The following is a 20,211-nucleotide window of genomic DNA, read 5'->3' as shown; positions in this document are numbered from 1 at the left end:
GCCCCGTCAACGCTACGCCGACAAATTGGATCCGACGTCGGTTCGATACGCGGCGGCGGCTGGCAGCCAACCGGCAATGAATGCCAAGATCAGCACCAGCGGTAAAACGTAAATCTCGTAAGTGCTGGTCGTAAACAGCCCAATGCTGACGCCCGTGTGGTCTTCGATACGTCCGCCCATTGCCCACAGTGCGGTGTGCGCCAGGATCCAGCCGAGCAAACCGCCGATCACGGCAATGAGCAAGCTTTCGCAAAGGATGATCATCGTCACCGTATCACGCCGCGCCCCCAAAGCTCGCATCACAGCGATATCGCGGCGTCGGTCGTTCATGGAATTGTAGATCGCAACCAGGATTCCCACCGCAGCGACGACACAAGTGATCAGCGTAATGACCAGCAACGCTTGGAGCAGCGGCCCAACAATCGCGCTCATCAGTTTGGATATTTCGCCGACCGGCGCTGCAGCCTGCAATTCATCGTCTTTTTCTTTGATCGTGTCGTACATCGATGCAGCATGAAATGGCACTTCATTCTTAATCAATACCGACGTGACTTCACGTTGCGGAATCGTCAACGGCATGTGTCCCGCCGGATCGTCGTAGGCTTCCGTGGGTGGCTCCATGATCTCATCACCAGAGAGCGGCAACGAATGCTTGTCGAGCAGATAAAATCCTTCCAAATTGACAAATGCCGCTCGGTCATTGGGAGTTCCTGTCGGCTCCATGACACCCACCACGGTAAACGCTTGCCCATGCCCTTCGCCGCCCGGAACACTGTGCGACGGATTGTAAGTATCCCCCACTTTCAGCTTCATCTCGTTGGCGACTCGCGAACCCAACACCGACTCAAAGTAGCTGTACTGGTCACTGTGTTCCTTTAGGGCACGACCATCGGCAAACCGAAACGTTTCGTCCAACTCCGGCCCCATCCGCAGCTTTTCAAAAAACTCTGGCGTTGTACCAACGACGCGGAATTCACCCAAGTAGTCGCCCAACGCAAGCGGGATCGCAAAACCGCCTTTCCCGATATAGCCAGCGTACTGCCCGTCGCGTTCGCCAAGTTTTGGATCGCCCCCGTATTTGCGGACCATCTCGGCACGCTCGGGTTGAAAGTAAAACTCCATGAATTTCGTGAAGTCAATATTTTCGTTTGGTTGCGAAAGGTAGTAGACGCTATTGAGTGTCAACTGCAGCGCACTGCCCTTGCTGGGCCCCACGACCAAATTGAAACCCGATTGCGCATTGCGCTGGAATGCTTCGGTGATGATCCCGTAAGCAGACAGCACGATCACGACCAAGCCAACGCCCAAAGCCAAAGACAGGGTCGTCAAAATGCTGGACAGCGAACGATGGCAAAAATTTCGCCAAGCGATTTGAATAAGTGACATGGACGGCTGTTGTGAATCGGTTGCTAGTGCGATGCGGCGTTTGAAAACGCGCGATTGATTTCGTCTAATTTTTCGACACGATCAAATCGGTTGGCAACGTCCATACTGTGCGTCACCATCAACAATGCGATTTGTTCGTCTTGGCAGGATTGGCGAATCAGTTCCAAAACATTTTCGGCACTGTTGGGATCCACATTTGCCGTCGGTTCATCAGCAAGCAACAGTTTGGGTTTTCCCGCCAACGCTCGCGCGATTGCCACTCGCTGCTGTTGACCGACCGACAACTGGCTCGGCTTGTAGTTTGCTCGATCCGCCAGTCCGACTCGGCCCAGCAATTCAGTGGCTCGCTTGGCGTCCTGCTTCCCGTGGCCAAACGTCATTCCCAGGCGAACGTTTTCGATCGCGGTAAAGGCCGGCAACAAATTGAACGTTTGAAAGACGTAACCAACCGAACTGGCCCGGACGCGATCACGCCCCTCTTCGCTCAGTTTGGTCAACTCGATCGAATCAATCTTGATACTTCCCGAATCGGGCGCCAGCAGGCCAGCAATTAAATGAAGCAACGTCGTCTTACCACCGCCGCTTTGCCCGATCAGCGCGACCTGTTCACCTGCGGCGATGTTGAACGTCGGCACGTCCAGGACCGTCAGCGATCCACCACCGGGCTGGGCAAACGTCTTGATCAGATCTGTGATTGCTAATGTCATGGGGTCGCTTATCGTCCTCGCATCATGCGCTGCAGTCCGCGATCAGTATCGCGTTTCTTCAGTGCTTCGCGTTTGTCGTGAAGTTTTTTACCTTTGACCAATCCCATCACACACTTGGCGATGCCGCGATCATTGAAATAAACGCGCAGTGCGATCAACGTCAAACCACGCTCGTGCGCCCGTCCTGCAAAGGATTCAAATTCTCTGGAGTGAACCAAAAGTTTGCGGGGTCGCCGCGGATCATGATTCCACATTCCCGCATTGGCGTAATGTCCAATGTCGGCACCAATCAGCCACAACTCGCTCCCTTTTGTGCGAATGTAGGCTTCATCGAGCGATAGTTTTCCGTCTCGCATGGATTTGACTTCGCTACCCATCAACATCATGCCGCATTCGACCGAATCGATGATTTCGTAACGATGGCGTGCTTTTCGGTTTTCGCTGACGATTGTGAACTGAGTGTCCGCGGATTTTTTGCCCGCAGCTTTTTTGGTGGCAGATTTCTTGCCCGCCGAAGTCGGTAGTGTTTTTTTCTTTTTTCCCATAACCCCAGAAATTGTACGTTAGCCCGGGATAACCCCGTAGTAGTCGCCCTGGACCAAAACGGCCCCCCCTCCCAAAGCACCAGACGCTGCCAAGCATTGGGCACTCGCCCCCGCAAAGCACTAAAGGACTACAAGTATTAGACAGGCGTACTACAATTCGTTGCTGACACACACTTAGTTCATTTCGTTTGGGTTTTTGTTCATGGCTTTTCGCCTCCCCGTCGTTGCCGACCCTGTCATGCCCACCGGCACCAATGTCAGTGCGTCCGGCCGATTACCCAAATGGCTAAAACGCCCCATCCCCAAGGGCAACGCCAACCACATGACGCAGGGGCTGCTGGACGAATTGAAACTGGAAACGGTCTGCGATAACGCCAAGTGTCCCAATCGGATGGAATGCTATAGCCAGCAAACCGCCACTTTTATGATCCTGGGCAATGTCTGCACACGGCCCTGCGGTTTCTGTGCGGTCCATCGTGGCCGACCACCCGAGCTCCCGGAAAGCGACGAACCGGAGCGTGTCGCCGAAGCCGCCGCCCGACTGGGGCTGAAACACGTCGTGATCACCAGCGTGACCCGAGACGATTTGCCCGACGGTGGCGCTGATCACTTTTATCGTTGCGTTGTGGCCGTCCGCGAAAAAACCGGTGCAACGACAGAAGTCCTAACGCCCGATTTTGTTCACTGCAAAGACGCCCTCGCTCGCGTGATCGAAGCAGAGCCGACAGTGTTTAATCACAACATGGAAACAATCCCGCGACTGTACCGCCGCGTGCGTGGCCCCAAAAGCGACTACCGCTGGACATTGGGCATGATGCGAAAAGTCAAAGAGTACAACGCAAGCGTCAAAACCAAGAGCGGTTTGATGCTAGGCATGGGCGAAGAACGCGGCGAACTGCTGGAAGCTCTGGCAGACTTACGCGAATACGATGTCGACTTTTTGACACTCGGGCAGTACCTGCAGCCGGGCGAAAAGTACTTGCCGGTCACTCGCTACGTTCCGCCAGAAGAATTCGATGAGCTAGCGGATATCGCCACCAGCATGGGATTCAAAAAAGTGGCCAGCGGTCCCTTTGTCCGCAGTAGCTACCATGCCAGAGACATGGCCGAAACGGAGTGAGTCGTTTTTGGCCTGCGACAACGACCAGTAGCAAACTGCTGCTGTTGGCACTGTTAGTGATCGCTTTTCCGTTTGTCTACATACTTTCGCGTCGGTTCTTTGGTGCGATCAATGACTCACCTGCGTACCGCCATGAAATGCGGGGGCCGTTGGACGCGACCGTTCAAGAACACAAACGCAATCAAATGAGTCGCGAGGCAGCCACGTCGAACCAAGCGGGAGCCACGCCGATTTACGACGTCGCATCTCCAACAGACTGAGACAGCAGCCAAACGGAGACACCAGCAAGACGACGCCGGTGCAACATCTGACCGCGGGAGTTCGCTCTCTCCCTTCAGGCCAAATTGACCACGGTCGCTACTCCGTGGACAAAAGAAACCGATTCCTACTGTGTCATTGCGTTGTTAAACGTTTCGCTCGGACGCATGGCTGATTCGGTCTTGGCTGTGTCGGGGTGATAGTAGCCGCCGATGTCGACCGGTGAACCTTGAGCTGCGGCTAGTTCTTCGATGATCTTGGATTCGTTGTCTGCGAGAGTTTGGGCCAACGAAGAAAACTGCTCCTGGAGCTCAGCATCCTTTGTCTGGCCTGCCAGTGCCTGAGCCCAGTAGAGTGCCAAGTAGAAATGGCTTCCACGGTTGTCTAGCTCGTTGACCTTTCGCGAAGGCGACTTGTTTTCGTCCAGAAACTTGCCAGTCGCTGCGTTCAGCGTTTCTGCCAGCACCAGCGCCTTGGCGTTCTCTGTTTTTGTTCCCAGGTCTTCGATCGAAACAGCAATCGCCAAGAACTCGCCCAGCGAATCCCAGCGCAAGTGACCTTCTTCGACAAATTGTTGAACATGCTTGGGCGCCGAACCGCCTGCACCGGTTTCAAATAATCCACCACCTGCCAACAGCGGCACGATCGACAGCATTTTGGCGCTGGTGCCCAGTTCCAGAATCGGGAACAGGTCAGTCAAGTAATCTCGCAACACGTTGCCCGTGACCGAGATGACATCGCTGCCGTCTTTGATGATTTGGCAACTAAGCTTCGTTGCATCGACCGGCGAGAGGATCTGGATGTCCAAGCCTTCGGTGTCGAAATTGCCTAGGTAGACGTTGACCTTTTCGATCAAGTTGGCATCGTGAGCGCGTTCTTCGCTGAGCCAAAAAATGGCGGGGGCTCCCGTCGCTCGCGCCCGGCTGACAGCCAGACGTACCCAGTCTTGGATAGGAGCATCCTTGGTTTGGCACATGCGCCAGATGTCGCCCTGGGCAACTTCGTGTGACATCAAAACTTCACTCGCATCGTTGGTCACGCGAACCGTTCCCGCGTGGGGAATCTCAAAAGTTTTGTCGTGCGAACCGTACTCTTCGGCTTTCTGAGCCATCAGTCCGACGTTGGAAACACTGCCCATCGTAGTCACGTCAAAGGCACCGTTTTCTTTACAGAAGTCGATGGTCGCCTGGTAAATCCCCGCGTAGCAGCGATCCGGGATGACTGCTTTGGTATCGCCCAATTTGCCGTCTGGTCCCCACATCTTTCCCGACGAACGAATCGCTGCGGGCATCGATGCGTCGATGATCACGTTGCTGGGAACGTGCAAATTGGTAATGCCTTTGTCAGAATCAACCATGGCTAGTCGCGGACGATTTTTGTAAACCGCTTCCAAATCCGCAGTGATTGCCGCTTGCTGATCATCGGGCAAACTTTCGATCTTTGCGTACACGTCTCCGATGCCATTGTTGGTGTCGACACCCAGCTTGTCGAAGGTGTCGGCGTATTTTTCAAAGACGTCTTTGTAGTACACCGAAACGGCATGTCCGAAAATAATCGGATCCGAAACCTTCATCATCGTTGCCTTCATGTGCAACGAAAGCAGCACGTCTTGATTCTTTGCATCGTCGATTTCGGCAGCGAGGAAATCTCGTAGTGCCACACGGCTCATCACCGATGCATCGATGATCTCGGCTGCTTGCAACTCCAACTTGTCTTTCAAGACAGTGACACTGTCATCCGGACCAAACAGTTCGATTCTGACACTACCGGCTGTTGGCATCGCGACCGACTGTTCACTGCCAAAGAAATCACCGTGACTCATGTGAGCAACGTGAGTTTTGGAATCTTTGGTCCAAGCCCCCATCGAGTGCGGGTTCTTGCGAGCAAATTCTTTCACCGGTCCAGCAACACGACGATCCGAATTGCCTTCACGTAGCACGGGGTTCACGGCGCTACCAAGAACTTTGGCGTATCGCGAGCGGATTTCTTTTTCCGCGTCATTCTGTGGTTCTTCCGGAAAATCGGGGATGTCGTATCCGATTTTCTGTAGCTCTTCGATCGCTTCGACCAGCTGCGGGATCGAGGCACTGATATTGGGCAGCTTGATAATGTTTGCTTCGGGCTTCTTGGCGAGCTTGCCCAATTCCGACAGAGCATCGGGCTCTTTTTGAGCGTCCGTCAACTTGTCTGGAAAGTTTGCCAGAATCCGGGCCGCCAACGAGATGTCTCGCGTTTCGATGTCGATGCCGGCCGCACGAGTGAACTTCCGAACAATCGGGAGCAGCGAATACGTAGCCAGGGCGGGGGCTTCGTCGGTGTGGGTGTAGATGATTTTCTGGACCATAATCTGCTCAAGCCTGTGCGGCGTAATCTCTGGCGGGAATCGAAACCGTTCGCCGGATTTTAGCCGTTATCGAGCAGATTGGGTGGGGGGCGCTTTGCGCCGCCCACCAGCAACGCACTGACGTCCGTTCTTAGATGTTTGCGGGCCGCATTTAGCCAAAAACTTCCGAGTACATTTCATCGTTGAATCCGACAATCAATGTCTTGCCGGTTTTCAGTGTGGGTGCCCTCAAGTTGCCCGTCGGCCCCAGCAGCAGACTTGCCAAAGCCGCATCGTCGGGAGCCTCTTTCTTCAAATCGACGGTGGTGACCTTTTTGCCTTTGGCCACCAGCAGCTTGGTCATGCCTTGTGCGACCGACGGGACATCATCAGCGCCAAAACGTTCTTTCTTGGCATCGATTTCTTCGGTGATCTTGACATTATGAGACGCAAGAAACTCTTGCGCGCGCTTGCAGGACGTTCAGCCCTTGCGGTGGTAGCTCCAGGAAATGGTCTTCGCCATAGGATTTTGCCTTATTTGAATGGGGAAAGCGGTGATTTTTGTTCAGTCTAGCGGCACGGTCAAGCGATCCGAATGCGGGTCAAAAAACCGTGTTAATTACCGAAATGCGAGTCCCCGCAATTCATTTGAGAAATTTTGGTAACGCATGACACAGGCTCCCGCTTAGAAGTTTGTCAGGCAGGGAGAGTTGCCAATGACGAAAACAGTCAAAACAAAACAAGCTGGGGAAATTTCGATGTTAAATGCCGCCAAAACACTGCTTTTCTTGACTCTCGCCACCGCCTGTGTTGCCGACTCGGTGAGCGCTCAACGATTCGGCCGATTCCAACCGAAACACGGGGGACACAGTCACAACCAAGGCAATTCGTCCCACCACGACTCCGACTACCACGGCAATGATCACTACGGCAATGTTCACCATGGCCAGAACCATCACGCCTATCGTCGCCCAGTCACGTTTGCCTACGGCAACTACCACTGGTATCGAGGTTACAACGGACACGAAGTCGCTGACATCGTTCGATCGCGTGCCGATGCCAACCTGACCAACGCATACGCTCGCACTCAAAACGAAGTCGCTCGTTCGGCTCGCATGGACAACAGCGTCAAAGCGATCCACACCTACATCGCTCGCCGTTCGATCAACAGCGAGATGCGATTCGGCCACTTGCACGCTCAAGGTGCAGTCGCTCGTGCGGCAAAAGCAGAGGCACAACTGGTGGCTCATCAAACAGGCGTGGAACTAAACGATCAACGGGGTCTCAGCAGCGACGAAATCAACGACCTGTCAGGACGTCTGCATTGGCCATTGTTGTTGCAGATGGAACATTTCAACAACGCACGTAAACCCGTCAATCAAGTTTTTGAAATTCGTGCCAATGCGGGCACCATCAATCCGGATCACTACCTGCCACTGCGTGACTGGATCGGAAAAGTCAGCGAGGAGCTATCCAAAAATGTCGACGTCTACCCCAAAGCCGACTACGCCGAAGCTCAAGATTTCCTGAAACGTCTGTTGGTCGAAGCACGACTGCCAACTGGAGCCAGCAGCATGCAGTTCGCAGCGAAATAGTAAGCTCGCATCGCAATGACTGGCCGGAAAACACCGGCCGCACATCACGGCCAACCCAGCACGGCCAACCCAGCACGTTACTAGCCACTTTACTTGTTTCAGCACATTGACCCGCAAATTCGCAACGTTGACAATGAGGTGTCTCCCCACCTCTCAGGACTGCAACATGCGAATCAGCCGCTTCTCTCCGTTCCCAAGTTCGACCACCGTCGCGCTGTCGATTCTGATTGCCGCAATCGCGACGCACTGGACCGATTCGGCTGAATCGCACGAACGCCCCAACATCGTTTTCATCCTGAGCGATGACATGGGCTGGAATCAGCCAGGGTTCAACGGCGGCAACCACGATCTGACGCCCAACATTGACACTCTGGCTGCCGAAAGCACCAAGCTGACTCAGTTCTACACACACTCGGTTTGCGCCCCCACACGTGGCGCCTTTCTGACCGGGCGATACGCCTTTCGCAATTGGATGGATTGGCGGAGCGAAGATTTCGGCAAACCGAGTTACTTAAAAAAGCTCGGCCTGACCCTCGCCCACAACGATCGTGGCGAACCAACACGCCGTATCCACGCTCTGGACGCCAGCGAACGCACGATTGCCGAAGCTTTGAAAGACGCAGGGTATTTCACCAGTCTGTCCGGCAAATGGCATTGCGGGGAATGGCTTGAAGAACACTTGCCAATGTCGCAAGGATTCATGCACCAGTATGGGCACTATGCCTGGGGAATCGATTACTACAACAAAACCATCGTTCATAATGCTCCCGCTCGCTTCGCCGTCTACGATTGGCATCGCAACCAAAAACCCATCCAGGAAGAGGGTTACACGACGGACTTGATCGCCACGGAAGTCGAACGGGTAATTGGCCAGCAGAGCAGCGAAAAGCCGTTCTTTCTGTACGTACCATTCAATGCAGTGCATGGCCCACTGAATGATCCGCCGCGACATGGGGACAAATACGAAGTCCGCGAAGCAATGCTGAAGTGCCTAGACGATGCGGTGGGCCGAATTGTGGGCGCGATCGACAAGCACGGTTTCAAAGACAACACGCTCTTGGTTTTTACCAACGACAATGGCCCGGTCTTAGAAGAAATGAGCACTCCTTACCGCGGCACCAAGAACACGACGTTTGAAGGCGGCGTGCGAGTGCCGTGTTTGATGCGATGGCCCGGACACACCCAAGCCGGAGTAACCAACGACGGAATGATGTTCATCGCCGATTGGTTTTCGACCTTCATTACGTTGGCCGGAGGCGATCACCAACAAAAACTACCAGTCGATGCGATCGACATGAACGAAATGCTCTTCGGCGGCAAACCAAGTCCTCGCAGTGAGATCATTTTTGAAGTCACCGGCAGCGTGCGTTTGCCAACAATCCGCAGCGGCGACTACAAGCTGATGGGGGACATGCTTTTTAATATCGCCGATGACCCTTACGAAAAAGAAAACATCGCAGCGATCAAACCAGAGATCGTCGCGAAACTTGCGTCGCGATTAGCCACCGTTGGAAAGGAACGCCCGCCACTGGGTGACAAGCCGCTGCTGATGGATCCGCCGCTGCCTTTCATCTACGGAAAAGCAGAAAATGCAAATCCGCCATCATGGCTTAAAGACGCTGTCCAGAAAGTGCGTTCGACACAGCAGACCGAATGGGCTCCGGGCGAAACGCCTTGGCCGCAAGCGCCCGTTGGTGCAAACGCAGCCAAGCAATAGCTGGCGACGGCTCCTTCCTTGACTACTTTTTCTTGCGGTTGCTCTTCTTCCAGTTGGCAAACCGCTGGGGTCGTGCATCGATGTACTGGTCAATCGCGTGTTTTAGATTTCGATAAACGAGCAGCGTTTCAGGATCCAGCTGAGTGACATCCAGCGGATTTTTTTCCAGGCGATCATTCGCAACGTCATAAAATTTACCCGTCCGGTAAAGTTTGTATCGCTGGTTGCGAGTGAACTCAGCTCCTTTGACGCCTCCATTGCGAGCGTACCACTGGTAGATCCACTCGCGCGGGTTGCCTTTTTGACCGATCAACTGCGGCAAGAAACTGCGACCATCCAGTTCGGGCGATGCTGGAATTTCCACTCCGGCGGCTTCGCACATCGTGGGAAGAAAATCGCTGAAGTCCACGATATCCTTGCAGACTTTGCCGACGACCGTCTTCCCCTTCCACTGAATGATCAGCGGAACATGGTTTCCCCCATCAGTCGTCTTGCCTTTCGCACCGGCGACTTCGACATCCCCCATCATCGAAACCACTGGCACATCGGTACCGTTGTCACCCGTGAAGATTACCAGCGTGTTTTCGCGGACGCCCGACTGGTCCAATTGTGTCAGAATCCGACCGATGATTTTGTCCATGTAACTGACCATGTCGCCAAAGTACTTTGCGTCGCCTTTGTAGGTCTTTGATCCAGGACTCGCCGGATCCCAGTCGGCCGAATCGGGCGTGGGTTCAAACGGACAGTGCGTCAGGATCATGGGATAGTAAAGCAAAAACGGTTTGTCTTTGTTCTCATCGATGAAATTGACGGCGTAGTCGGTCGCCACATCGGGACCGTAGCCACCAGGAAAGTCTTTAGGCTCACCGTTGATCTCCAAACCGGGACTGGCAAAACGACTCGGGCGGCGAAACAGTTGCCACAAGCAGTGTTCGCTAAATCCAAAATGCTTCGGCAGCGCCTTGTCTTTTCCCAGCTGCCATTTACCGACAATGCAGGTTTCGTAGCCGTCATCTCGCAACAGATTTGCAAACGTCCGCTGCGACGTTTCCAGCAAACCAAACTCGGCATAGTTGCGAACGTTGTAGATACCGGTCATCAGCTGCACCCGCGACGGAGTGCAGATCGGCTGTGAGTAACAATGCGGAAACCGGACTCCCTCGGCCGCCATTTGATCCAAAATCGGCGTTTTGTAGGAAGTTCCGCCGTTGGCACCGATGGTTTCAAACCCAAGATCGTCCGCCATGATCATCACAATGTTGGGGCGGTCGGCAGACTGGCAGTCGTGCATCGTCGCCCACAAAATGAAAACGAAAAAACAAGTCAAATATCGTGACATCTTTGATCTCGTGAGGCTGCCGGTTACGTTCATTGGAAGATTCCAGCCCGTCATTCTAACCAGGCCAACCGGCCCCATGCCGATCCAAACATCCACGACTGCGGCACCACCTCTGCCGATGCTGGTGACCGGCATCGCAGGTGTCCCCGGCTACAACGCGTTTCACTATTTCCGATCGCTCTATGGCGACCAAGTCATCGGGGTACGTCAAGCGTCGATGTGGCCACTCTCGGGCGATGGTATCGTGCCGTGCGAAGTGGAAAACAGCGACGAAGTCAAACAACTCTGGGATCGCTACCAGTTCAAAAGCCTGCTGAACTGTGCGGGTAGCTGCCGATTGAAATCATGCGAACTGGATCCAGCGATGGCGCACCGCGTCAATGTCACGGGCACGGAGAATATGATCGCCCAAGCCACCCGGTACGACGCGGCGGTGATTCATTTGTCCATCGACTTGGTGTTTGCCGGACGCGATGGCGGACACTACGACGAAGACGACGAACCGGACCCCGTGACGATCTACGGATCGAAAATGGTATTGGCCGAACAAATCGTTCGCAACGAGAGGCCCGATGCTTCCATTTTGCGAATCTCTTTGCCAATGGGGATCAGTTTCAACGGGCACGCCGGAGCCGTCGACTGGATTGCTTCGCGGTTCAAACAAGAAAAACCCGCAACACTGTATTTCGATGAAGTTCGTACACCGACGTACAGCGATTGCATGAACCGGTTGTTCGCAAAGCTGTTTGCCACCCCCCTTCCCGGTACGTTTCATGCGGGTGGCCCGCGTCGGTTAAGCCTTTATGAAATTGCACAGATCGTCAGTGTTGTGGGTGGCTACGATCCGCAATTGCTGCAAGGCTGCGCACGAATCGAAGCCGGTCCGATGCCGCCGCGTGCCGGAAACGTCACGATGAATTCGGCGAAACTATCCGCTGCGCTAGGCTACCAACCATTTGATGCCTGGCCAGCCGATGGCGACTTGGTTCCCACGGAGCGTGATTGGCATTTAGAAGAAGCCTCGCGTTTTGACGGATCCGCAAAAGCGGTGCACCGATTGCTCTACTGCAATCCCATCAATCCTGGATTGGTTCCGCCAAGCCGGGAAGAAATTTGGAACGGCCGATTCTGAAGCAACGTTTTGCTCTATCCGTGCCGCGTCGAATTAGAATCGGCACTCCCACCTTGAACCTCCCACCCCACCAACACGTGATACTCCATGTACCGATCTATATTTTGTGTGTTTGTCGCTCTGGCAATTCAATTTTCTCCGGCGCAGGCCCACGAATCTCCTGAGCACGCCGGCGATAACAAGCAGCCAACGCAAACCGCCAGCGGTGTTGTCTACCACGATGCGAACAACAATCAAAAGCGTGATGCTGACGAAGCGGGGATCCCCAAGGTTCGTGTCAGCAATGGCGCCAACATCGTTCTGACGGATGAGACAGGGCGTTACGAAATCGAAGTCGACAACGATGACATCGTTTTTGTAATCAAACCACGCGACTGGGTCGTGCCTTTGAATGCTCAAAAATTGCCTCAGTTCTACTACATCCACAAACCTGCCGGATCACCCGAGGGAACCAAGTTTGCTGGTGTGCCGCCGACGGGGCCGTTGCCTGATTCGATCGACTTCCCCATGCGAAAGAACGCCGAACCAGAGAAGTTCAAGGCGATTTTGTTTGGCGACCCTCAGCCACGAGACATCGCTGAAGTCGAATACATCGAACACGACGTGATCGAACAGATCATCGCCGCCGAAGCTCACGATGCAGCGTTTGGCGTCACACTAGGCGACATCGTGTTTGACGATCTTGCGATGATGGATCCGCTCAATCGCGCGATCGCGCTGATTGGGATCCCTTGGTACAACGTGATTGGCAACCACGATGTCAACACAGATGCTCCCAATGACGAACTGAGCGACGAAACGTTCGAGCGGATTTACGGTCCTGCCTACTATTCTTTCGATCATGGTCCGACTCACTTTTTGGTGCTGGACGATGTCATGTGGCACGGTCGCGACGGCGAAAACAAAGCTCACTACCACGGTGGTCTGGGACCGCGCCAAATGGAGTTTATCAAGAATGACCTGTCGCTCATTCCAGAAAATCAGTTGATCGTGTTGTTGATGCATGTGCCACTGACAGGAGTCGACGATCGCCAAGAGCTTTACCGGTTGATCGAAAAACGTCCTGCAACGGTTTCCGTTTCAGCACACACGCACTACATGGAACATCGATACATCGGCAAGGAAGACGGATGGCAAGGCAAAGAGAAACACCACCACATCGTCAACGTGACTGTTTGCGGTAGTTGGTGGCGTGGACGAAAAGACGAACGAGGAATTCCGCACGCCACGATGAGCGATGGTGGCCCCAACGGATACTCGATCATGGAGTTCGACGGCGCAAACTATTCGTTGGAATTGCGACCAGCCGGACGAACCGCTGATTATCAGATGAACATTTACGCGCCTGAAGTCGTCGCCCAAACAGACTTGTCGACCACCGTTGTTCGCGCCAACGTTTTCAACGGTTCGCATCGCAGCAAGGTTTCACTTCGCGTCGATCGGCAAGGCCAGTGGCAGCCAATGGAACGCGTCAACGAGCTGGACCCAGCGTTTGTGAACGAAAAAAAGAACGAAGTAGCACTGCCCAACCGGACATGGACAGAGTTGCCCGGCGCACACCGAACTCCCCATATCTGGCGTGGTTTTCTGCCAGTGGATCTAAGTCGCGGCAGTCACTTGATCGAAATCAAATCGGAAGACCCTCACGGAAAAACCGTGACGGATCAGCGAATCATCCGAGTCGAAACGCAGGAGAAATAGCGTTCCTGTCTGTCTCAGAAACAATACTTCGCCAAGAGATGTCGGCAGCCGATCTATTCGGTCGGCTCCGATGTTTCCTCATCGGGAAAGCGTTTGAAAACGCTGATTGCGATGAATAGTGCGACGATCAACAACAGTGCTCCGACTAAAAAAGGTGCGCCGGGAATCTTCACTGGAGCCGCTTCGCTGGTAAAGAACTTGAACAATCCAGCCGTAAAAAACAGTGGTGCAATCACATTGGTCACGCTGGTCAGCGACGTGAGTGCCCCTTGGATCTTGCCTTGTTCTGTTTCATCGACTCGTGACGTGATCAAACTTTGAATCGCTGGGCCGGCGATTCCACCGAGCGATCCGACCACGATGATCCAGTACATCATCCAACCTTCGCTCGCCAAACCATAAGCCAAAAATGCGATCGCTGAGATCACGGTCGCGATCAGAATCGCCTTTCGTTCGCCTAGCCGCTTGATGACCGGACGAACCATGCCGCCCTGCACAATGATCGCCATGATTCCAACCAAGCAAAGTGCTTTTCCGTTGGTCATTTCATCCCAACCAAAGCGATAGTTTGTGCTTAGCACCCAGACATTTTCAAGGCCTCGCTGTGCAAGCGCCTTGCAGACAAACACGATGGCGATGCCTGCGACAAACGGATAGGCACGCAGATGTTTGATGGAATTGAATGGATTGGCGTTCGCGATTGTGAACGGGCTACGCTTTTCGGGCGGCAGCGACTCGGGCAGGATGAAGAAACCGTACATCCAATTTACAAACGCAAGCCCCGCCGCCACAAAGAATGGCAACCGAATATCATAGCTGCCCAATACACCACCCAACGCGGGACCGATCGTAAAGCCAAGCCCGAACATCATGCCTACGAATCCAAAATTCCTGGCTCGGGTGTCGTCATTGGACACGTCAGCGATGTAAGCGTTGGCGGTCGAAAAACTGGCTCCCATGACGCCGGCAAGCATTCGCCCGACGAACAGCCACACAATGTTATTGGCGAACCCTTGGATCAAAAAATCAATTCCAAGTCCGAACAGCGAACCGAGAATAATCGGCCTGCGGCCATAACGATCCGACAGCGCCCCGACAATCGGCGCGAAGACAAACTGCATCAACGCGTAAACCGCCGCGATGATGCCGTAGTACAAGCTGGCCGTATTGGCCCCTTCGGTTGTGCTTTCCACACTGCCGGTCAACAACTCCTGAACCAGCTTTGGCAACACCGGAATCACAATTCCGATCCCCAAGATGTCGATGAAGATCGTTAGCAGAATGAACGCGATCGCCGCTTGACGTCGCGGTCGCCCTGGACCGCCGCTATCCGGTTCAGTGCCCGGCGATTGATTTGGATTGGTGTCGGACATCAAAGCTCGGCGGGTTCACTGCGGCAGCGGCAGGAAAAGATACTGTTCTCGGAGGGTCAAAGAGTTTAGTCCGAACGAATCAAAGCGAGTAGCGGGCGACAGATCATCGCATTACCCGCGAGCAAACCAACTGTTGACCTTTTTTAGCCCCTTCATTGGGTCACCGACCGGCCAGTATTCCAGGGCCACGTATCCGTCGTAGTTGGTGTCGCGAATCGCGTCAAAAATCGACGGGTAGTGCAATTCGCCGCGTGTGAGTTCGTGACGACCTGGGTTTCCAGCAGCATGAAAATGCGCGATCTTGTCGATATTCTCTGTCAGATTCGCGATCAGATGGCCTTCGCTGATTTGCTGGTGATAAATGTCGTAAATGACTTTCACATTCTGGCTGCCAACTTTGTAGACCACCGCAAACGCTTCATCGCTACGTACCAAATAGTAGCCAGCGTGATCAACTAATTCGTTCAGCGGTTCGATCACCAGCGTGATGCCTGCCTCCTCCAGCATCGGCGCGGCTTCGCGAAGTCCGTCGACAAGCGATTGATGTTGTTCCTGTCGCGGAACCCCTTCACGGAAATCGCCAACCTGCGAAATCAAAGTTTGACAATCAATCTGCTTCGCCGCCGCAATCGATTCCTCTAAACCCTTCAGATATTCACTTCGCAAACTGGGGTCCACCAGCGAGACAAACTTGGTGCAACAGGCCGAAATTTCCAATTGATGTTTTTCGGTGAGGCGGACCATCTCGTTAAGGTCTTTTTCCCACCAGCACCAAAATTCAAAGGCACCGATACCGGCATCAGCCACCATCGCGAGAGCATCACAGAGAGAATGCCCTTCCAGGACAGCATCGATACAAACGGACGGCTTCAGCATGGGTGGCGACTCTTTACTGCGATAGGTGGAAAAATCAGGTGTTCAGCGTCGAGCGTAACACAAACGTTTCATGCAAACTATCGAACTGAAAACTGGACTCGGCGCGTCCGACAGGACATGATGGTCTCCGGCTCCGCCAAAACGCGAGTCGGTATTGTTGGTAATCGTTTCACATCATGATTGGTACTCCCATGTTGAATACGTCGTTGTTGGGTCATCGTTGGACGGTGGCCCTGAGCTGCTTGCTAGTCAGTGCGTCTGTTTTTGCTGCCGAAGAAAAAGAACCCGAATCGGCAAGCGATGCTAAGCCAAAAGTCACCAAAGTGGCTGGCGTTTTTGAAGCGGTCACAGCAAGCGAAATTGCGGTCGAAAATGAGCATCTGACCGCTCTCGAAATCAAGCGACTGCTGCCGCATGGCACCCAAGTCAGCAAAGGCCAGAACGTGGTTTGGTTCGACACCGAAGACATCGACAAAAAAATCAAGCAAGCCGAAATCGAACTGAAACTGGCAGAATTGACTTTGGCAGAAGACGAGTTCAAGTACGAACAGTTCATCAAAACGCAGAAGCTGGACAAGTCCGCCGCGGAACGTTCGCGTCAACAGGCGCAGCAGAAATTTGACAACTACGTCGAAGTCGATCGTGACCGCGAAGTTCTCTCCGCAAAGTTCAGCCTGAAATCTTCGCAGTCGTCGCTGGACAACGCGAAGGAAGAACTGAAGCAGTTGGAACAAATGTACAAAGAGGATGATCTGACCGAAGAGTCCGAGGAGATCGTCCTTAAACGCGCCAAGCAAACCGTCGAGTTTGCACAGTTTCGATTCGATGGCACCAAGATCACTTCGGACCGAGCCATCAAGCAAAGTATCCCGCGAAAAGAGGCCAGTGAGGAGGCTGCACTGGAGCGAGCGCAATTGGCTTATGAAAAAACGATGAAAGAGTTGGCAAACGCTCGAGTGCGCCAGAACATCGAAATGTCAAAGAAGCGTGACAAGTTCAAGGAGGAAGAAGAAAAAGTCACGGAGATGCGTGACGAACGCAAACAGATGGTGATGAAATCTCCAAGCGATGGCATCGTATTTCACGGAAAACTAAACCGCGGAAAGTTGTCGGACAAACCCAGCACTTTGGAATCGGGGTCGAAAGTGGCTGCCAAACAAGTCATCGCGACCGTCGTCGATTCATCCAAACTAAGAGTACGAGTCGACTTGGATGAAAAGCATCTTGCACTGGTCAAGCAGGGTGCGAAATGCAAGATCGTTCCACGAGCCTTTGCTGATGAAACATTCAGTGGAACCGTCAAGTCGGTCTCCCGTGTTCCCTACGCGGGATCAAAATTTGATTGCGTAGTGTCGTTTCGCGTCGACAAGGACCAGCCTGAATTACTACCCGCGATGGGTTGTGATCTTGAGTTTGCCGCTGCTGAAAAAGCAAAGAGTAAAAAGAAGTAGTCCGCGATCGATTTCGAATACAGCAGCGACTGACAACTAACGGAGCGGATGAACATGAGAATTGAATTTGGACTTTTGATCTGCTTGTCCCTGACCGCAAATTCCGCCATGGCTCAAGATGGTCCGGTGCAGGACGCTCCTTCTTCAGAGCACGCGGCGAAACGAAGTGCGATTCTGGACAATGCCCTTGATTTCAGCCAGGCTCCCACGCTACCCGAGGTTGCCGCGGCAAGCGAATCGGAGATTCGTGGTGCAATCTACAAAGGCGTGCAGTTTTTGATCGAGGACCAAAACAGCAATGGTTCGTGGGGATCCCCTACCAAGACCAAAAGCTTGAACATCTACGCACCTGTCCCCGGCGCACACCATGCGTTTCGCGCCGCAACGACGTCGCTCTGTATCAGTGGACTGATCGAAACGAATTCAGATGATCCAGATGCAATCGCTGCGTTGGATCGTGCCGAGGATTGGTTGATGGACCATCTGGGGTCTCTTCGCAGAGCAACCGGCCAAGCGATTTACAACGTTTGGGGACACGCGTATTCGATTCAAGCATTGGTGCGGATGCACGGACGCCATGACACGGACCAATCGAAGCAGGCGAAAATCGTAAAGCTGATTCAGCTTCAGTTCGACATGCTGTCACGGTACGAGTCGGTCGATGGCGGCTGGGGCTATTATGACTTTCGCTACCAAGCCAACCAACCGACTTCCGATTCCATTAGCTTCGTCAACGGCGCTGTCCTGGTTGCGTTGGCCGAGGCGCGAGACATCGGAGTGGATCCGCCCGCACGAGTTGTCAAACGCGCCATCGCGGCGACCAACCGACAACGCAAACCCGATTTCAGCTACTTGTATGGCGAGTACCTGAAGTACCAACCGATGCGAGGCATCAATCGTCCCGGTGGAAGCTTGGGGAGATCACAGTGCTGCAATGCGGCGTTACGGATGTGGGGCGACAAGACGATCACTGACAACGTGATCAAAAACTGGCTCTATCGACTCTACGTACGCAACGGCTGGCTTGACATCGGACGAAAACGCCCCGTACCACACGAGTCTTGGATGCAAGTCGCTGGTTACTTTTACTACTTTGGGCACTACTACGGCGCCGAGTGTTTGGCACTCTTGCCTGCAGAAGAACGAGCCCCCTTCCAAGCGATGCTCGCCAAACTAATGCTGGATCGCCAGGAAAAGAATGGCTGCTGGTGGGACTATCCTCTGTACGACTATCACCGACCGTACGGCACGGGGTTCGCGCTGCTGACACTGCAGCGTTGTCTCCCGAAATAGACAGCAAACGTGTTTGCCGCTCAGCAAACGTGGCCCAAGAATACCGTGTCATGCACTCGGACGCGGGGTGCGCGGGAGTGTCTGCACTTTGAATCTACAAAGTCGCTGGCCGATAAATCGGCACGACATAGGGGCCTTCGGGGATGACGGCGACCGAACCGCCGGGGTTACGCTCAAGACTTGCTTGAATGGCGTCGTTGAGATCAGAAACGAAACGGACGCCGGTCAGTGCCTGATCACTCGGTGGCAACTTGTCTGCGTACAAATGCACGTTGCCAATCGACATAGGCTTGAGCTGCATCTGTGTCTGCCATTCGTCGATATCGGCGTGGGATTTTTGCAAGATGTTCTTTAGAAATGCATCCGGCCCACATTCAAGCAACCGACGCTGCGCTTCGACGAACTCAGCGGACCCCATGCCTTCACTGCACTCTGATGCAATGATCAGATCCCCTCCGGGCGCCAAAATGTCGATCGGAGCAACCATTCCTTTGACAGTCTGGTAGTACGTCTTGTCCAGAGGATACCCTGCCGCACTGGTCACTACGGTAGAGAACTTGTTTGGCACAGCGACTTCGCAATACTGGCGAACAAAGTCGACCGCCAAAGCATGACTGCCTACGATCTCGCCAAAGTTCACGAACGACAAATTCCGGTCTTCGTCGATCACCGTGTTCAATGCTTGGACATCGCCAAGCATCCGCACGATTTCCATTTGTTCTTCGTGCAACGGGTTGCCGTCGAAATTACAATTCGCGGCAGCCGGATCGGCCATGAAGCGAGCACTATGAAACGTCGTGATGGTTTCCGCATGTGCCAGCCCAGGAGCAATCACTTTTCGGCCGCCGGAATACCCCGCCATAAAATGCGGTTCGACCAGTCCCGTCGCAATGCGAACGTCTGCATTCACAAATCGACGGTCAAGCCGCACGACGGTGCCACGCGTCTTGGTTTTTCCCAGCGTAACGTGATCGTCATCGTCGCGAGCAAAGTGGTTGGCGACCGTGACGTTGTCGATCACCCATGGATCGCCAATCAGTTCTGCCAGTTCGGCGCCTTCATTGGGTCGGTGAAGTCCTGTGGCGACCAACACCGTGATTCCGCTGGCAGGAATGCCCGCAGCCAGAAGACGTTGAATCATCGGCCGCAAGAATAGATGGTTGGGAACAGGCCGAGTGATATCGCAAATCGCAATGCAGGCAGTCGCCGCGCCAGCAGCCAGCTGATCGATGCTTGGCGAATCCACTGCGTCGGTCATCGCCTGTTCGTTCGCCGCATTCGGGTTGGTGATCAACGGCATCACCGGTTTGCGAATGACGGACAAGTCGATTTGATCTGGAATCGTAATCGAAAGCGACGAACGCCCATAGCGAAGCGGTATCTGCACGGGCACGC

The 20,211-nt window shown here is 53.8% G+C and carries 17 protein-coding genes; 8 read left to right on the top strand and 9 right to left on the bottom strand.

The features are described from left to right. Window positions 1-12 precede the first annotated feature (12 nt). From K239x_RS01245 to smpB, 3 genes are read right to left on the bottom strand one after another with little or no spacing between them, the layout of a single operon-like run. Window positions 13-1,386, bottom strand: a complete 1,374-nt coding sequence (locus tag K239x_RS01245) for an ABC transporter permease (RefSeq protein WP_145415884.1) — start codon at window positions 1,384-1,386, stop codon at window positions 13-15. Window positions 1,387-1,409: 23 nt separating this feature from the next. Then, window positions 1,410-2,093 carry an ABC transporter ATP-binding protein gene (locus K239x_RS01240; RefSeq protein WP_145415883.1) on the bottom strand — a complete coding sequence of 228 codons (684 nt, stop codon included), beginning with the start codon at window positions 2,091-2,093 and terminating at the stop codon, window positions 1,410-1,412. A gap of 8 nt (window positions 2,094-2,101) precedes the next feature. Beyond that, a complete protein-coding gene (smpB, locus tag K239x_RS01235) occupies window positions 2,102-2,638 on the bottom strand; it encodes an SsrA-binding protein SmpB (RefSeq protein ID WP_145415882.1) in 537 nt (178 codons plus the stop codon). A gap of 202 nt (window positions 2,639-2,840) precedes the next feature. On the opposite strand from smpB, the gene lipA reads away from it, so the two are divergent. Both lipA and K239x_RS01225 read left to right on the top strand, forming a co-directional pair. Continuing rightward, window positions 2,841-3,758 (top strand): lipoyl synthase, encoded by a 918-nt coding sequence (lipA, locus tag K239x_RS01230; RefSeq protein WP_145415881.1) that lies wholly within the window; start codon window positions 2,841-2,843, stop codon window positions 3,756-3,758. After that, the gene (locus tag K239x_RS01225) at window positions 3,755-4,018 is read left to right on the top strand and encodes a hypothetical protein (RefSeq protein ID WP_145415880.1); all 264 of its coding nucleotides are present in this window, start codon (window positions 3,755-3,757) and stop codon (window positions 4,016-4,018) included. Before lipA ends, K239x_RS01225 begins: the two co-directional genes overlap by 4 nt. Window positions 4,019-4,143: 125 nt before the next feature. Here the strand turns inward: K239x_RS01225 and K239x_RS01220 are convergent, their stop codons facing one another. Beyond that, window positions 4,144-6,360, bottom strand: coding sequence for an NADP-dependent isocitrate dehydrogenase (locus tag K239x_RS01220; protein WP_419189534.1), 2,217 nt, complete (start codon window positions 6,358-6,360; stop codon window positions 4,144-4,146). A 151-nt stretch (window positions 6,361-6,511) separates the two neighbouring features. Beyond that, on the bottom strand, window positions 6,512-6,760 hold the full coding sequence (locus K239x_RS01215) for an ArsC family (seleno)protein (RefSeq protein WP_419190126.1): 249 nt from the start codon (window positions 6,758-6,760) through the stop codon (window positions 6,512-6,514). A 295-nt stretch (window positions 6,761-7,055) separates the two neighbouring features. Between K239x_RS01215 and K239x_RS01210 the strand changes: the two genes are divergently transcribed. After that, complete coding sequence (locus K239x_RS01210; protein ID WP_145415877.1) at window positions 7,056-7,934, top strand: hypothetical protein; 879 nt, start codon at window positions 7,056-7,058, stop codon at window positions 7,932-7,934. Window positions 7,935-8,100: 166 nt separating this feature from the next. After that, the gene (locus K239x_RS01205) at window positions 8,101-9,651 is read left to right on the top strand and encodes an arylsulfatase B (RefSeq protein WP_419189533.1); all 1,551 of its coding nucleotides are present in this window, start codon (window positions 8,101-8,103) and stop codon (window positions 9,649-9,651) included. Window positions 9,652-9,673: 22 nt separating this feature from the next. On the opposite strand, the gene K239x_RS01200 is transcribed toward K239x_RS01205, so the two are convergent. Continuing rightward, entirely contained in the window at window positions 9,674-10,990 is a 1,317-nt protein-coding gene (locus tag K239x_RS01200; protein ID WP_419189532.1) for a sulfatase family protein, read from the bottom strand. A 76-nt stretch (window positions 10,991-11,066) separates the two neighbouring features. Between K239x_RS01200 and K239x_RS01195 the strand changes: the two genes are divergently transcribed. Together K239x_RS01195 and K239x_RS01190 are read left to right on the top strand one after the other, a co-directional pair. After that, entirely contained in the window at window positions 11,067-12,122 is a 1,056-nt protein-coding gene (locus tag K239x_RS01195; protein WP_145415874.1) for an SDR family oxidoreductase, read from the top strand. 87 nt (window positions 12,123-12,209) lie between these two features. Further along, entirely contained in the window at window positions 12,210-13,823 is a 1,614-nt protein-coding gene (locus tag K239x_RS01190; RefSeq protein WP_145415873.1) for a calcineurin-like phosphoesterase C-terminal domain-containing protein, read from the top strand. Window positions 13,824-13,876: 53 nt separating this feature from the next. Here K239x_RS01190 and K239x_RS01185 read toward each other — a convergent pair whose 3' ends face one another. Then, window positions 13,877-15,196 (bottom strand): TCR/Tet family MFS transporter, encoded by a 1,320-nt coding sequence (locus K239x_RS01185; protein ID WP_145415872.1) that lies wholly within the window; start codon window positions 15,194-15,196, stop codon window positions 13,877-13,879. A 111-nt stretch (window positions 15,197-15,307) separates the two neighbouring features. Next, window positions 15,308-16,072 (bottom strand): hydroxypyruvate isomerase family protein, encoded by a 765-nt coding sequence (locus K239x_RS01180; protein ID WP_145415871.1) that lies wholly within the window; start codon window positions 16,070-16,072, stop codon window positions 15,308-15,310. 191 nt (window positions 16,073-16,263) lie between these two features. On the opposite strand from K239x_RS01180, the gene K239x_RS01175 reads away from it, so the two are divergent. Both K239x_RS01175 and K239x_RS01170 read left to right on the top strand, forming a co-directional pair. Then, on the top strand, window positions 16,264-17,523 hold the full coding sequence (locus tag K239x_RS01175; RefSeq protein ID WP_419189531.1) for an HlyD family secretion protein: 1,260 nt from the start codon (window positions 16,264-16,266) through the stop codon (window positions 17,521-17,523). A gap of 54 nt (window positions 17,524-17,577) precedes the next feature. Then, window positions 17,578-18,816, top strand: coding sequence for a prenyltransferase/squalene oxidase repeat-containing protein (locus tag K239x_RS01170; protein ID WP_419189530.1), 1,239 nt, complete (start codon window positions 17,578-17,580; stop codon window positions 18,814-18,816). 94 nt (window positions 18,817-18,910) lie between these two features. Here K239x_RS01170 and K239x_RS01165 read toward each other — a convergent pair whose 3' ends face one another. Continuing rightward, a complete protein-coding gene (locus tag K239x_RS01165) occupies window positions 18,911-20,203 on the bottom strand; it encodes a nickel-dependent lactate racemase family protein (protein ID WP_419189529.1) in 1,293 nt (430 codons plus the stop codon). Between the last annotated feature and the right edge of the window lie 8 nt (window positions 20,204-20,211).

This window comes from Stieleria marina (assembly GCA_007741555.1).
In the GTDB taxonomy this organism is placed as follows: Bacteria; Planctomycetota; Planctomycetia; order Pirellulales; family Pirellulaceae; genus K23-9.
Note: the sequence above shows the minus strand (reverse complement) of the source record. Positions and strands in the feature narration are given on the sequence as shown.